The sequence below is a fragment of the Streptomyces sp. CB03238 genome (assembly GCF_002099185.1).
In the GTDB taxonomy this organism is placed as follows: domain Bacteria; phylum Actinomycetota; class Actinomycetes; order Streptomycetales; family Streptomycetaceae; genus Streptomyces.
This window is the reverse complement of the sequence record NZ_NBCN01000011.1, coordinates 318,438-332,798: the sequence shown is the minus strand read 5'-3', so window position 1 is coordinate 332,798 and position 14,361 is coordinate 318,438. Positions and strand designations below refer to the sequence as shown.

Annotated in this window: 13 protein-coding genes and 2 pseudogenes; 4 read left to right on the top strand and 11 right to left on the bottom strand. The window is 69.3% G+C overall.

Translation table 11 applies throughout. The annotated features are described in order from the left end of the window. Nucleotides 1–2: 2 nt before the first annotated feature. Entirely contained in the window at nucleotides 3–464 is a 462-nt protein-coding gene (locus BKD26_RS22645; RefSeq protein WP_084901114.1) for a hypothetical protein, read from the top strand. 138 nt (nucleotides 465–602) lie between these two features. After that, nucleotides 603–2,006 (top strand): DUF6177 family protein, encoded by a 1,404-nt coding sequence (locus tag BKD26_RS22640; RefSeq protein ID WP_241518781.1) that lies wholly within the window; start codon nucleotides 603–605, stop codon nucleotides 2,004–2,006. A gap of 227 nt (nucleotides 2,007–2,233) precedes the next feature. On the opposite strand, the pseudogene BKD26_RS22635 reads toward BKD26_RS22640, so the two are convergent. The 3 genes and pseudogenes from BKD26_RS22635 to BKD26_RS41475 all read right to left on the bottom strand — a co-directional run. Further along, a pseudogene (locus BKD26_RS22635) lies at nucleotides 2,234–2,857 on the bottom strand (class I tRNA ligase family protein); the annotation flags it as partial. A 383-nt stretch (nucleotides 2,858–3,240) separates the two neighbouring features. Continuing rightward, nucleotides 3,241–3,945, bottom strand: coding sequence for a restriction endonuclease (locus BKD26_RS22630; RefSeq protein WP_084901109.1), 705 nt, complete (start codon nucleotides 3,943–3,945; stop codon nucleotides 3,241–3,243). A gap of 407 nt (nucleotides 3,946–4,352) precedes the next feature. Continuing rightward, a complete protein-coding gene (locus BKD26_RS41475; protein WP_241518780.1) occupies nucleotides 4,353–4,937 on the bottom strand; it encodes a hypothetical protein in 585 nt (194 codons plus the stop codon). Nucleotides 4,938–5,275: 338 nt separating this feature from the next. On the opposite strand from BKD26_RS41475, the gene BKD26_RS22620 reads away from it, so the two are divergent. Both BKD26_RS22620 and BKD26_RS22615 read left to right on the top strand, forming a co-directional pair. Next, nucleotides 5,276–5,554: a CopG family transcriptional regulator gene (locus BKD26_RS22620; RefSeq protein ID WP_084901106.1), complete on the top strand. Its 279-nt coding sequence runs from the start codon at nucleotides 5,276–5,278 to the stop codon at nucleotides 5,552–5,554. After that, nucleotides 5,551–5,976 (top strand): PIN domain-containing protein, encoded by a 426-nt coding sequence (locus BKD26_RS22615; RefSeq protein ID WP_084901103.1) that lies wholly within the window; start codon nucleotides 5,551–5,553, stop codon nucleotides 5,974–5,976. The genes BKD26_RS22620 and BKD26_RS22615 overlap by 4 nt, the downstream gene beginning before the upstream one ends. A gap of 285 nt (nucleotides 5,977–6,261) precedes the next feature. Here BKD26_RS22615 and BKD26_RS42280 read toward each other — a convergent pair. The 8 genes and pseudogenes from BKD26_RS42280 to BKD26_RS22585 form a co-directional block, all read right to left on the bottom strand. Then, a pseudogene (locus BKD26_RS42280) lies at nucleotides 6,262–6,389 on the bottom strand (site-specific integrase); the annotation flags it as partial. 92 nt (nucleotides 6,390–6,481) lie between these two features. After that, on the bottom strand, nucleotides 6,482–7,417 hold the full coding sequence (locus BKD26_RS22605) for a hypothetical protein (RefSeq protein ID WP_084901100.1): 936 nt from the start codon (nucleotides 7,415–7,417) through the stop codon (nucleotides 6,482–6,484). 355 nt (nucleotides 7,418–7,772) lie between these two features. Continuing rightward, nucleotides 7,773–9,392, bottom strand: a complete 1,620-nt coding sequence (locus BKD26_RS22600) for an ABC transporter substrate-binding protein (protein WP_241518779.1) — start codon at nucleotides 9,390–9,392, stop codon at nucleotides 7,773–7,775. Between the two features lie 5 nt (nucleotides 9,393–9,397). After that, a complete protein-coding gene (locus BKD26_RS22595; protein ID WP_241518778.1) occupies nucleotides 9,398–11,194 on the bottom strand; it encodes a hypothetical protein in 1,797 nt (598 codons plus the stop codon). Then, nucleotides 11,191–11,562, bottom strand: a complete 372-nt coding sequence (locus BKD26_RS41465; protein WP_241518777.1) for a zeta toxin family protein — start codon at nucleotides 11,560–11,562, stop codon at nucleotides 11,191–11,193. Before BKD26_RS41465 ends, BKD26_RS22595 begins: the two co-directional genes overlap by 4 nt. Before the next feature lie 740 nt (nucleotides 11,563–12,302). Then, on the bottom strand, nucleotides 12,303–12,473 hold the full coding sequence (locus BKD26_RS40445) for a hypothetical protein (protein ID WP_179166647.1): 171 nt from the start codon (nucleotides 12,471–12,473) through the stop codon (nucleotides 12,303–12,305). A 75-nt stretch (nucleotides 12,474–12,548) separates the two neighbouring features. Then, entirely contained in the window at nucleotides 12,549–13,010 is a 462-nt protein-coding gene (locus BKD26_RS22590) for a tetratricopeptide repeat protein (protein WP_084901097.1), read from the bottom strand. Nucleotides 13,011–13,083: 73 nt separating this feature from the next. Then, the gene (locus BKD26_RS22585) at nucleotides 13,084–14,349 is read right to left on the bottom strand and encodes a hypothetical protein (RefSeq protein WP_084901095.1); all 1,266 of its coding nucleotides are present in this window, start codon (nucleotides 14,347–14,349) and stop codon (nucleotides 13,084–13,086) included. Nucleotides 14,350–14,361 lie beyond the last annotated feature (12 nt).

Genomic DNA, 14,361 nt, shown 5'->3' with positions numbered 1-14,361 from the left:
GAATGGCGAGGGAGGGCGTTCCCGAAGCGGATCTCGAGAGGTGGGCCGACGAGGGACGTCAGACAGTACTCGACGTCGCCGATATGCTGGGAGTTCCTCCCGACGTATACACTAATGACCCGTTGAGCTTGATTCCTGCACTTCAGAATTATGCATCACGCCTGCCGCTGGGAGAATTCGAAACCTCGGATTGGGTGACGCTGCAAACTGATTTGATGGCATACGCTGCGGATTTCCTCATTCAGAGGCATGGCGCCCGCTGGCATGTCGTGGATGACTTCAGGACACCTCGGGGTTACCGCTACGTAATCGAGGCAGAAGGGGGCGACGGGGAGTTCCATAGGATAGACCCTGTTGATGTCGTGCAGCTAGAATTCGGAAACCCTCCCATTGAGATTGCGAGAATGCTCGCCAGCGCGGAGATGGCCTTGCGCTTGACTTCGCAGATTAACCACAAAGGTTGAGGCCCGCCTGGCCTCGCAGGTATGGAGACGAAATGCCTGCTACGGATGCATCGCTTCACCGCTGCCCAGTTCCGTGGGTCAGCCTCCGCCGGTTACCCCATGATGCGGCGGCGGTCGAGCGTCGCCTGAAGGATTCTTGTGACTCAGGACGTCATCGCTCTCACTCCACAGATGCCGGATGCGCGCAGCGTGCTCGCCGGGTTGTATGCCGGTGGTCCCGATCTGCGGGTAAGCAGTAGCGGTGAGGGGGCTGTCGTCCAACTGCACCCGGCGGGTGGTGGGCCCGTCGTAACGGTCGACGTTCCGCTGTTCGTGCAGGTACCGGGTGAGGTGAGCCGGCTGCTCGGTACGGAGGTGGAAGTCGAGGCGCCCGTGTGGTGGACCGAGGTGCGGGCGACGACGTCGATCGCGGAGGCCAGGCGACTGGCCGGGTCGGTGGCCGGTCGGCTGACCTCACTGCTGGGCGGGTGCACTTGGCCTGCTGGCGCCGCGCACACCAGCGTCGTCGCCCTACCTTTCCCGGACGGCAGCAACGTCGATGGTCCGCTCGCGGTCGATGTCCTCACACCGCGAGCCGCCGTGATCCTCCAGGACCGCCCCGTTGTCGCCGCGACCACCTGGCTCACGGACCTGATCCAGAACGCCGTGCGGTCGGGACACGAGCTCCAGATCGTCACCCCACCAGGCACTCGGCTGACCCTGCCCACCCGCACCCTGCTGGCCAAGGTCCCGGCCCGCTGGGTCGTCCAGGACCCCGAGTGCGGCTACTACGACGGACTCACCGGCGCCGTGCTCCACTGGCACGAGGACCGCTTCACCGAGACGTCCACGGCAAACGAAGACACGCCCCTCGCACGCGCCTTCCAGCCCGGCACCGTCACACGAGGCGAACAACAACTGCACCTTTCCATCCGGACCACCCACCCCGCCACCGACCACCTCCTCCTCGGCGGCGCCCTGGAAGCCGCATGGCAAACCCTCACCGGCAGCCCACCCGCCGGCTGGTCATCCACCGAACCCGTCAATCTGCCCTGGTCCCGAAGGCAGCTCACCGAACTGGCCCGCACCCGGGCCCAGAGGGGCGCCCCTACCTGGCTGATCGCCGTCGGCGCTCCGGACAGGCCGGCGATCGCCACCTGCCGCGTCGTCCACACCCCGGCCGGAGTCGAGGAACACATCACCCTCGCCCTCGGCCACACCACGGACCGGACCCCGCGCCTCGACGCCCTCCCCGAGCTGGCCGAGACCCTCGCCACCCAGCACAACCTGGCGTCGATGCTCACGCACCTGCGCCCCGCCCGAGCTGATCTGACCACCCCGCCCCACCACGAGCCGCCCCCGGTCCCGCTCTCCTTCACGCTCGGCGCGGACGCCGTACACACCACCGGCCGCGCCCACGTCGAATCCCTACAGCACCCACGCTCGACACGCCTTGGCCCCGCCGCACGTCCCGCCATGCACTACACGCTCGGCGACGGCACCGACCCCTCGGCCTGGCTCCATCTCCAGCACCTCAACAAGCGCCTGAGGAGTCGCCAGTGAGTTTCCAGCGGAGGATTACCGGCACGTGTAGGCATTACGTCACCGGTATCACCACTCCGACGGGGCCGGCTTGGAAGTCACAGTGACGGCAAGCGGATCACACACCACCCATCACGGGTCGGACTGACCATCCCGCCGAGTGGCACGGGTCAGGAGCGGACCAGCATCACGCAGCACGGTCGGACATCATCCGGCACAAACGGACGGCCCAGCTTCAAGAGTCGCGGTCAGGCGTCCGGGGCACCGCCGAAGCGCGCTCGGTAGGACTCCAGGTCCTCTTCCGTGATCTTCGCGAAGAGCACCGGCGGTACGGTGAACGGGGTTCCGGCCGGTACGGCGTCCAGGGCCTTGGCCTGCTCGGCGGTCACCCAGGTCGCGGTGTCGTTCTCCAGCGCGAAGGCTCCCCGCATGGCGGCCGCCGTGGCCGGGATGAAGGGCTCGGAGACGACCGCGTACAGGTGGATCAGGTTCATCGCGGTACGCAGGGTCAGCGCGGCACCGTCCGGGTCCGTCTTGATCTCCAGCCAGGGCGCCTTCTCCTCCAGGTAGGAGTTGCCCGCGGACCACAGCGCGCGCAGCGCTGCGGCGGCCTTGCGGAACTGGAGCGCCTCCATGTGCTCCTCGTACTCGGCCAGCAGACGCGCGATCTCGTCCCCCAGCTTCGCCTCCACCTCGCCGGCGGCGCGGCCCGCCGGGACGTCGTCGCCGAACCGCTTGCGGGAGAAGGACAGCACGCGGTTGACGAAGTTGCCGAGGGTGTCGGCCAGGTCCTTGTTGACCGTGGCGGTGAAGTGCTCCCAGGTGAACGACGAGTCGTCCGACTCCGGGGCATTGGCGATCAGGAAGTAGCGAACTCACCGGCGGCATAGCGTAACTGGACTGGTATCTGCAGACCTCGTGCCCGCCCAGGCTCTGCCGAGAGCATCCCGCCGAGGACGGCACGCCGTTCTGCGGCTCGATGAACTGTGCAGGAGCATCACCGGGGACGCCGTGCGACTGCTCTTGTGGGGGCGCGAACCACGGAATGGGTGAGGAGACCGTCCAGGCTCAGCATACCGAGGTGCCAGACTGGTCAACGGCACCAGCGCCGCTGTGGCGCCCAGGCGCCGGCAGCGTAGAAGTCGATCGGGGGCATCCTCGAATCGCGGGGCGAGACCCCTTCAGCAGACACGGCGCTCGTGTACGCGCCCCCTCATCGGCGTGGACCTCCACGGCGAATCACCGGTAGACGTCCCTACTCGTACGTCGCCTTCCATCGTTCCCAGTGCCGTCGGTCCCCTTGTCCCAGGCCGTTCACCGTGCCGAGCGACAGCAGCGAGGCCCCGTTGTTCCACAGCCCGAGGTGATCACGATGGACGGCGAGAACGTCGTTCTCCGTAGCGAAATTCTCAGCCGGCCTGCTGAAGTACGTGGTGGCCACGAAGATCGCCACGTCGACCTTGAAATGGACCTTCGCGCCCAGCAGGTCACGGACCTCGCGGCTGGGGATCTTGCGCTTGGGCGTGTACCGCTTGCACTGGACCACCATGCTCCGTCCATCGGGAAGAGTCCCCAGGACGTCAGCACCGTTGTCGTGAGAGCCGCCGACCCTCCGAACATCCGTGCACCCATCCCGTCGGCAGAGGTCCACGACGAAGTCCTCGAACTCCGTCCCCGTCATCGCGTCGACCTCGGCAAGCGTCCGACGCCCGGCCTTCACAGCCTCGTCATGCCGCCACTGCAGATCACCGCCCCTGATGAATTGATCGGTACGCCACAACCACCACCCACCGCCAGCAACGCCTCCGAGAACGAGCGCACCGACGAGATAGGGCCAGATCACGCTCCAGAAGGTGACCAACACGACGAGGCCGAGGCCCCCGGCGGTAGCGCCGATCTTGAACCGCTGCTGGCGCCGCTTGCGCGCAGCCGATATCCGCCGCTTCCGTGCCGCCGCCATGACCCTCCCTTTGGTCCGGCACAGCAGGATCAAGGAGGAGGCACCGAACCGTAAGGGCGCCGATCAGCCAATGGCTGACAACCGGTACTTCGCTCATCCGCCTATGAGTCGGCTAACGCCTCGGGCGCCAGGATGATCGCAGCACGGTCCAGAGCCAAACGCCGGTAGGTGGGCCGCGCTGCATCTCGAACCGGACGCCTCGGTCTCAGTTCTGGTCTCATTCGCCTCCGTCCGGACCGGTCCGGACGAGGCCACTCCGAACGCTCCGCCGCAGGTCAGGACACCTACGGTCCTCTCCGGACCCCCGTACGAACATTTGGAAAGCGTGTTGGGGGCAACCCCTCACGAGTTCGAATCTCGTATCCTCCGCAGCCGCCTGAACAGGCGAAACAAGGACCCCGGACCGCTCAGCGACCGGGGTCCTTGTCGTCCCCGGGCACCTGCCGCGAACCCGAGGCGAGGAACTCGCCCAAGAGCCCGAGGCGGTGCAAGGTAGCACCCATGCGTTCGCCGCTGATGCGCTCCCGCAACAAGGGGTCCATCTCGTCGACCACCTGGATGTCCGCCTCGTTGCGGATGGGCGAGTAACCGTCATCAAGTCGGCTCGCGCGGTCGACAAGACTGTGCGGATCCTTCGTACGCTCGGCCGGATCAGCCCGTTCTACCGCCCAGCCGGCCGCATTGGCGGCTCGGACGACCTCGTCACGGACATCGTCTCCTTCGGTGGCCAGCGCCAGACCGTACAACGCACCGAAGACCATGGCCGACCTCACCTCGTCGACGCAGAGCCTCCTCGACACTCTCCCGGCCGACTTCCGGAGGTAGGGGATGACCAAATACAGCGCGAGCAACTGGCTACGCTGAGCCAAGTTCGGCAGGTCGCTACGAGCATCGCGGCCTACGCATCGCCATACCGCGTCTCTAAGAGCAACGTCAGCGGCATCGCGTGCCGCCGCTTCCTTCGCTTCCGAGAGCGTGAGGTGCTCACTCACCGAACATCTCTCCCCGGGCGCATGTGGACAGACCAACTGTCCGCTGAGCGACTGCGAAACCTGTAGCTCAATCGGTCTGAAGACGTCTGCCGAAGGCAGCAAGGACACGGACTCTCCTCCCGTCGTTCCACCAACGGCAGGAGGCTCGCCGCCGCGGAGGCCAGCCATCCGCATCCTCTGGTGCATGCGCCGGTAAGAGTGAACGGCACGCGATGACCGAGTGAACCGGCATGACGTGGCACCCACGTGCGGGAAAGGCTCATAGGTTGACCATCGGTCTCCTGGGTCTGACCCATCGCAGCCATAGGGGCGTTTACACCAGGAGTATGGTTTCTTGTATGGCGACAAAGAAAGTGACGGTGACGATCCCCGAGGATCTCCTGGACGAGATCCGCGCCGAAGCGGCTGAGCGGGGACTTTCGGCGTATGTAGCCGAAGCACTGCGATTCAAGCGCGACCGGGACCGGCTGCTGGAGCTGGTCGACTGGCTGCAGGAGGAACACGGTCCGGTCAGCGAGGACGAGCGCGCGGCAGCACTCGCGGAACTCGAGGATCTCGATGCCGAGCACGAACGCCGCCGCGCCGCAGGGGGACACAACGCCGGAGAGGCAGCGTGAAGAAGCGGGCCGCTGAGCACAGGCAGCGCCCGCTGCGCACCTTCGTACTTGACTGCGAAGCCCTGTCCCTGGCCGTGCGCGGCGACCGGAAGATGATCGCCTGGCTCGACCTCGCGGCCCGGGGCGAAGCCGAGGTGGTGACGTCCCCGATGACGCTGGTCGAGGCGTACGACGGCAGAACCACCGAGCAGCGTTGGGACTGGGTGCTCTCTCGGCTCAAGGTCGCCGACATCGGGAAGGACGAGGCCCGCCAGGCCCGCCGGCTCCTGGCTGACGCCAAGCTGCACGGCCACAAGTACGCGATCGACGCGGTGCTCGCCGTCGTCGCGCGACAGCAGAAGGGGCAGGTCACCGTCTTCACCTCGGACGTGGACGACTTGGAGAAGCTGGTCCCGGACTCGGTCGTGGTCAAGAAGGTATGACCGGCGCTGGTCTCAGTTCTGGTCTCATTCACCCCCGTCCAGCACCCTCCACCATCCGTTCGATGACCTACTCCGCCCCAAGTCAGAACGCCCCTGTCCCGCCCCGAACCCCCAGACGAACATTTGGTAAGCGTGTTGGGGGCAACCCCCCACGAGTTCGGATCTCGTAACCTCCGCCAGTGCCTCACCGGGCACGTTGTCGAAGGGCCCCATCGCTTGCGGTGGGGCCCTTCGTCGTCGTACGTCTCCGTCGCGGTCTACCGGGCCCTTTACCGCAAGCGGGCCGGTGACGTGCATGTACCGGCCGTGCATCCGCGCGGAGCCCCCGGCTCCCAGTCCATGATGGCGTCCACCATCGCATCGGGGACCCCGGGCAGGAGGAGCCCGGTCCCGGCAGTGTGGCGGGCGCCATGAGGAGCTTGACGGCCGGGTCCGGGAGCCCGATGGTCCGGCGGCCGGCACACGACTTGGTGTTCTTGTGCTCCCGACGGATCTGTCGGCGCTCTCATTGATCGCTATCCCGGTACGGGCCGCTCTCGTAGGTCATGAACCAGTGACTGTCGAAGTAGCGAGCCGTCGAGTATGGGTGCAGCGGATCGGTGAGCAGGCGGTAGACGAACTCGGCGGTCGAGCCATCGAAGCGGTCCCACTTGGTGTAGGCGTCGTCTGTGACGAGGATGGGCCACCGGGAAGGATCAGAACCCTCTGTGAGCCAGTAGAACGACACCCGCTGCTCGGTGCTCGCCCACTGCAGCAACCCACCGGGGGCCGGATACAGCCGATACGGCTCCCAGGGCCCCTCGCCATCGACTCCGGCGTGCCGTGCCCAGAACTCATTGAACTCGACGATATCCAGGCTGCCGGGCGGCCCGTCAGGGAGCAGGAGTCCGAGATAGCCGTCGAAGGCGCCATACCCGAACCGCTCGACCAGCCCTTTGTAGTCACCGGGCAGCACCGTTCCGAGCCGTCTCTCGACCGCCGTCCAGTCGACCACGTCGACCCGTTCCCGTGACCACCCTGTGACGGCGACGACACAGTCCACCCAGGAAGCATCCTCCGGCAGCCCCTCCGGCTTTCCGATGGCCCGCTCGGCGACCAGCACAACCGGCCGCACATCGCCGTCGGCCCGGACCGCCCCGCAGCCGATCCATCGGTCGGCGTACGTCCACGCGCGCATCTCGACGAGTTGATCCCCGTGAGGAACGAGGAGCGGCGCTCCGGTCCGTTCGTTCACCGTTGGATCGACGTACCCACCTGCAGTCAGATTCCGCGACCGTCCGTACCGGCCGCTGAGTTTCTTGCCGAAGCCAGGCAGGTCAATGCCGTCATCTGTCATCAGGCATGTGTGGCCCGCCGTATGACCGACCTGGTTGCACACCAGTTCCCCCTGGTCCAACGCCACCAAGGCGTGAAGGGCCGCGAGCAACTCCGCTTCGTCCATGACCGGGAGTGAAGCACAGGCCAATGACTGCCCGTCGAGGCCGTACGAAGGTAGAAGCCCCGCAGATCGGTGTGGTGGGTGAGGAACCAGCCCTTGACCTCTGTCTCGTCGAAGGCAGCAAAGGGGGCGGGAGCTTCGCCCGGGCAGCCTCCCAAAGATCGTCGAAGGAGACCGCGGCCAGGAAGCGCGCTGCCTCGCGGACCTGGGCGGGGCGGAGTATGAGGAACGGCGGCTGACCGTGAGTGGCGTGGCACCACGGGCTGTGGGCATACGCCGCCGATAGCACGAAACGAAGGCCCCGACCGCTCAGGGGCCGGGGCCTTCGTCGTTGCGTGGCGTCCGGGTGGGGGCTGACTCAGAGTGTGCGGCTCGGGATCACGCAGTTCTTCGGTTGTTCGCGGCCGGTGGGCCAGCCCAGGCCGACGAACTTCAGGCTGCCGTGGCCCTCGCGGCCCGGGTCCAGTTCGACGACCGCGGCCGGCTTGTCGTACGCGTTGCCGCCGCTGGTCAGGCATATCAGGCCGCTCGTGCCCTGCACCCGGTGCCGGGACTGGAGGAGTGACCACTGCCTGCCGACCTCCTCACGGGCGGGCACCGCCTCGGCGCCGTCCTTCTGCGCCTGGTGCAGTGCCTTGCCGATGGTGAGGAGGCCGTCGTACACGAGCATCGTCCGGGAGTCCTCCAGGTTCGGGGCGGAGCCGAGCCGTACGCCCTCGCCGCGCGTGGTCTCGATCCGCTTGTTCAGGGTGTCCAGGGCGGCCATGGGCTCGGTGAGGTACTGGGGGAGCTCCGCCGTGGTGGGCTTGCGGCCGTGGGCCGCGGCCCACTTCTTGTGCCAGGTGGCCAGCTCGGTGCTCCAGGCGTACGGGTGCGCGGGGGCGGCGTACTGCACCGTGACCTTCGCCCCGCCGCCCTCGCCGCGCAGCTGTTCCCAGTTCTTCTCCGTCATGTCCTGCCGCAGCGAGGCGGCGTCAGAACCGCTGACGATGGTGTAGTGCCGGTCCTTGCAGCCCACCTGGGCGAGCTTGAGCGCGAAGATCCGCAGGTGCAGCGTGCGCCCCGCGAAGTAGACGGTGTCGGCCTCGGAGTCGCAGATGTTGTTGGCCGTCTGGGTGAACTGGTTGCCGGTCGAGCCCGGATCGTCGATCGCCGGGGACTCGAAGGACATCGCGGCGGGACCGGGCGGGCCCTTCTCCTTGATCCCGCTGAACGCCTCCGCCAGCGACTCGCTGTAGCGGTCGGGGCGCTTGTCGTAGACCAGCACCGTCTTGCGGTTCTCCCGGCCCCGTTCGCCGTTGAAGTTGGCCAGTGCCTGGGCCGCGTCCCGGTTGGTGGGGATGATGCGGGCCAGGCCGGGGAACCGCAGCTTCGCCGTCCCGTCCGCCCGGTCCTCGTTCGCGATCCGGTCCCCGCTGATCCGGGAGGCGAGCACCGGGACCCTGTGGTCCGTCAGACGCTCGATGGCTTCCTCCGTGGCCTCGAGGCTGAGGTTGAAGCCGGTGACGGCGCGCAGCCGGTCCTCGGGGGAGTCGGCCATCCGCAGCAGGGTGTCCACGACCTTCGCCTGGTGCTCGTAGTTCCGCCCGGGGTTGGCCAGCACCAGCCGGATCTTCGGCAGTTCCCCCTCGCCGTCGTTGGCCTGCCGCTGCCCCAGGTACGCGCCCTGGAGGTCACTGCGCATCTGCCGGCGCAGTGCCGCCCTGTCCGACTGGAGCGGCAGCATCATCGCCACCGTGACGTGGGGCTGGCCGGCGATCCTCCTGTTCTCCTGGGCGATGGCCCCGGCCACGTCGCGGATCTCCGGGGTGCCGAAGTCGTAGCCGTCGCCGTCGACGCCGACGCACTCGCCCTCGATCCGCTCGATTCCTTCGGTGCAGGTGTCCGGTTTCTGGAGGAGACACCAGAAGAACCAGGCGCATCCCGTGACAGCCCCCACAGCGAGCAGCGCCAAGAGAATCTTCTTCCAGTTGGGCATCCCCGCTACCTCCGTCGCCCGAGCTGTTCGGTACAGGTGCAGCGCAGCAACGGCTGCTCGTTCTCGGCCAGGCCGGTCCACTCCGTAGCCGTCTTGCTGAGCTGTCCCGCGCCGTCGAACTCCATGATCGAAAGAAGGTCCAGCAGCTTGGCCAGCGTGCGGGCCGTCTCCTTCCCGGTCGGTCTGGTCCGCTCCTCGCACAGCCACACCGCGTGCAGCAACTGGTCGACGGTGCGGCGCAGCGCCGGCCCGTCCGTCGCGACCAGGCCCTGGGCGCGCTCCCGCCGGGCGTCCGCTCCGCCCGGGTACGGCGCCTGGGCGATCTCCAGCAGCTCCGCGCACCACTCTCGGGGGCGGCCGGGCAGCGTGGCGGCCAGGTGGCCGACCACGTCGTCCGCCCCGCCGGACACCAGGTGGTGGTTCAGCCGGTGCGCCGTGACGGAACGGAACGCCCGGCCGGCCGCCTCCGCCGCCGCGGCGCGTCCCGCGTAGTGGTCCCGCAGCAGGTGGTGGTCGGCGTACCAGGCGGCGCCGCCGGGGCGCAGCCCGTACAGCCGGTGCACCAGCAGCTGGCGCAGCCCGAAGTCCCCTATGAAGTGGCGTTCGCAGCTGGGCCACCCCGTGTCGGTGAGCAACCGCGCCACGTGATGCGCCGTCAGGTGGTGGACGCGGCCGGACTGATGGTGTCGGAGCAGGACGTCCGCGCACTCCTCGTCGTGCGCCACGGACAGATGGGTGAGCAGATCGAGCCACTGGTCCTGGTGCTCGGCCGGCAGCCGCACCGGCAGCTGGTCCAGGACCAGTTCCCGCAGCAGCACTTGAGCCACCGGCTGCTCGAGGGCGCCGTCGCCGGGGAGTCGTAACGGGGCGTCCAGTATGTCCCGGTCATTGGCGTCCGCCGGCATCCGGAAGGCGGCGGCAGCGGTGGCCAGCCGGATCACCGTGTGCGGTCGTCCGCCGCTCAGCCGTGCCACCGCGGCGTCGATGCGGCGGCGGTTCGTGCCGCCCTCAGGCTCCGCGCGCTGCTGCCTGCGCTCGGTCTCGCGGCGGAGCTGGTCGCCGGTGAGAAGGGGCATACGCAGCAGGAGCACCCCGTCGGACAGCGGTGCCCGGTCGGCTCCCGCGTCCGTGCGCCGCGTCCACGCGGGCGGGCCGCCGTCGGCGGGCCGGAACTCCGCCGGGGGCACCACCTCCGGTGACGGCAGGCCGCCGTGCAGGAAGGCGCCGCCGTCCGCCCGGCGTGCCGTGCCCACGACCACCAGGCGGTCGCGCTGCCCACTCCGGCGGTCGGCGAGTACGGCGCGCAGCAGCCGCTCCCCGAGCGGCCACTCGGCGTGGTCCAGCAGCAGCCCCGGGCGGCCGACGCGGCGCAGCCAGCCGGACGCCGAGGCGTACGCCGCCTCCAGGTCCTCGCGCAGCGCCCGGAACAGGAAGCTCTCCGCCAGCTCCCGCGCCTCGCCGCCGGCCTTGAAGTCGGCGGCGAGATTGCGCAGCCCGTGCTTGGGCTGGCCGGCCGCGCCGGGATACGCGCCGTAGATCCGCTCCAGCTCGGCCCTGCCCCGGGGGGCCAGGCGCTCGAAGAGGGCGTCCAGCAGCGCGTTGCTCACCGCCGCCGAGTACGGGTCGAGCGCTTGCGCGGACAGGGTCGTGAGCAGGTTGCGGATGGTCCCGCGGAGCACACCCCGCCAGAAGTCGCCTGTCCCCAGGCCCCGGAGGCGTTGCCGCTGGGGCAGCTCCTCGTACCGTTCGACCTCCGTCGCGACGGCCTCGGGGGTGCCTTCCGTGACACCGGTCGCGATCATCGCGAGGCCCGTGAAGAGCCGGGGCAGGCGAACGAGCCACCCGTGCCCTGCCAGGTGCACAGCCGCCGGGCGACCTCGACCAGGGCCTCGGTCGCGTCCGAGCGGGCGCCCGGCTCCGGCTCCGCCCGGTCCGCGTACACCGGCGAGCCGCAGTCCAGATGGATCACCGGCACCTTGCCGGCGAAACGGTCCCGCACCGCGCGCAGCAGCCGTCCTTTGCCCATGCCCGGGCCACCGGTGAGCAGCACGACGGGAAGGTCCGGGCCGTACAGCGGCTCCCGGCCGGCACCCGACGGCGACCTCCCGAAGAGGCGCGCGAAGAAGCCCTCCTCGCTGAGCAGTTTCTCGAACCCCAGGTCTTCACACACGGACCCCCCATGGAGTGCTCTCCCGCCCCGGGGAGCGGCGGCCGGTGACCGATGTGCCAGAAGGAGGTTAGTGGAACACGAACCCTCTGTTCATACAACGGTGGTGCACGGCAAGGGGTGTGACGGAGCATCAGTACGAGGCGCCGCCGCCATGGATGGCGCGACGGTCTCCTCGTCGGCACCGTCGCGGTGCTCTGCCCGCCGCCACGGGCCGCCGCGACCGGGACGTCGTCGCACTGGCTCGGCCACCACAGCGAAAACGCGGTGCTGTGGCTGCTGAGGCGCGCTGAGTTCGCGGCGGCTCGCGCGCGCAGCTCTGTCGCGCGGGTCGCCATTTCGGCACTTCATCACCAGGGGGGACCCATTGGGAAGATTCCGTATGGCGCTGACCGCCCACCGCGACCATCGCCATGTGTGCCTCCGGCACATCGCCCGCACACGCCTCGGACCAGCCGACCGTCTCCTACGCCGGCAGCGTCGGGAACGATCTCTGCACCCTTCAGATCACCGCCGGCTCGGGCAGTGACATCACGGACCTCACCGCGCACATCATTTCGCCGACGACCGAGCAGGAAGTCGCCGTGGTCGAGCACGAGGACTTCGAGCTGCGCTCGGGAACGGCGCGGAGCGGGACGTGGCACACCAAGCAGCCCATTCGGCTCGCGGACCTCGGCACCTACCGGGTGGACGTCGAAGCCACCGACGCCGACGGCGATCACATCTCGGTGCCGAACGCGGGCTCACTGGCCTACTACGTACTGACCCAGTTCACCGATTTCGGCGCCGACCGCACCACCATCGATGCCGACCATCGTGAGGTGACCGTCCAGGGCGTCCTCGTGGGCAAGTGGCCCGGCACCCGGGAACTGCGTTCGCTGCCCGGCCGAAGCGTCGACATCGACGTCGACCACTGGACCAGCACCACCGTGACCAGCGACGGCCAGGGGCGCGGCGGAGGTGGGAGAGGCGGCGGTTGGTCCGGTCCGTCAGGCCGTGGCGTCGAGGTCCTCGGCGTAGAGGGCGATGGCGCGCCGGTACTGCTGGACGGACGGGTCGTGGCTCGTTGTGGCGAGGAGGTCCAGCAGGATCCGCATCGCCTCGTGGTGCTCGCCCGTGTTGTACAGCGCCATGGCGAGGAACGTTCGGAGGCCGCCGTCGTCGGGGTACTCCGCCACGCCGCGGCGGAGGGTTTCGACGGCGTGCGCGTACTGGCCGAGCACCCGGTAGGTGCTGCCGAGGCCGAGGAGGGCGCCGCGGCGGTCCTCGGCGGAGAGGCCGGTTCCGCTCAGGCAGCGCTCGTAGAACGGGACCGCCTCCGCCTCCAGACCCAGGCGGTCATGGACGCAGGCCGTGCGGTACGCGACGTCGGCGTCGTCCGGGAAGCGGGCGGCCAGGTCCAGCAGGTGGCGACGGGTTTCCTCGAGGCGGTCGTCTTCCGGTGCGCTCATGCGCACATCGTCGCAGTGCCTCGTTCACCGCGGGGCGGGGAGGGGCCGGACCGGTGATCCGGCCCCTTGGGCGTCAGTTGTCCATGGCCGGCTTCCGGCGGCGTACGGCGACGATCGCGCCGGCGCCCAGGGCCACGGCCGCGCCGGCCGCGAGGGCGACCTGGGGGACGGCGGAGGAGGAACCGGTGGCGGCGAGGCTCCCGGCGGTGCCGGTGGTGGTGGCGACCGGCTGGGTGGACGTCGTGCCCTGCGCCTGCGGGGCGGGCGTGGCGGACGAGGTGGCCGACGGGCCGGGTGCGGCGGTCGCGGCGACGACGTCGAAGGAGTACTCAGAGAACTCCGGCGTCCCGCCGCACGACTTGTCGTCGTTGCCGTAGTCGGCGGCGATGGAGGCGACACCGTCGCCGGCCGGCGTCGAGGCGGCGACCTTCAGGCGCAGCTTGACGTCCGCGTGGGCGCCGGCCTTCAGCTTCTCGACGGTGCCCGCGTAGTGGTCGGCGTCCACGTCCTGCCAGGCCGGCGAGGCGGCCGTGGACCACTGGACGTCCAGCGGCTCGTCGGCGGCCTCGACCTTCACGTACGGCCAGACCTCGTCCAGGGTCCGGTCGGTGCCGTTGGTGACGCGGACCGTGAAGTCGACCGTCGTACCGGCGGTGACCTTCGCGGGCAGGCCCGTGGCGGTCACCGTGAGCCGGTCCTCGGCGACGCAGGCGCCCCCCTCGGCCTCCTCCCGGGCGTCGGCGAGCGCCTTGTCGGCGGCCTCCTTGGCGGCGAGGGCCTTCTCCTTGTCCTTCCGCGCCAGGTGGATGCGCCGGGACGCGGCGACCAGCGCGTCGTCCCGCGCCGTGTCGGCCTGCTCCGCCTTGGCGTCGGCGGCCTCCTTGGCCTTGGCGGCCGCCCCGGCGGCGGCCTGGGCGTCGGCGACGTCCTTCTCCGCCCGCGCCTTCTCCTCTTCCGTGGCGGTCTCCGGCAGCCCGTCCAGTACGGCCTGGGCGTCGGCGAGCTTCTTGTCGGCGTCCTCCTTGGCGGTGGCGGCGGCCTCCGCCTCCTTGGCCGCCGCGGCGGCCGCCACGGCGAGGGGTGCCGTGTCGGACTGTTCGTCGATGAACGCCTGGAGGGCGGCGGCCTCGGCGGCGACGGCGGCGTCGTACGCCTTCTGCGCCTCGGCGGCCGCCTTTTCCAGCTCCGCGAGGGAGGGCTTGGCGGCGTTGTCCGCGAACGACCGGCCGAGCGGCGGTTCCGGAGCGGTCGCGGCGAAGGCGGGCGTGACGCAGAGCAGTGCGGCGGGCGTGGTGACAGCGGCGACGACAGCCGTCGCGAGGATACGGCGGATCTTCACAGGAGCCCTTTG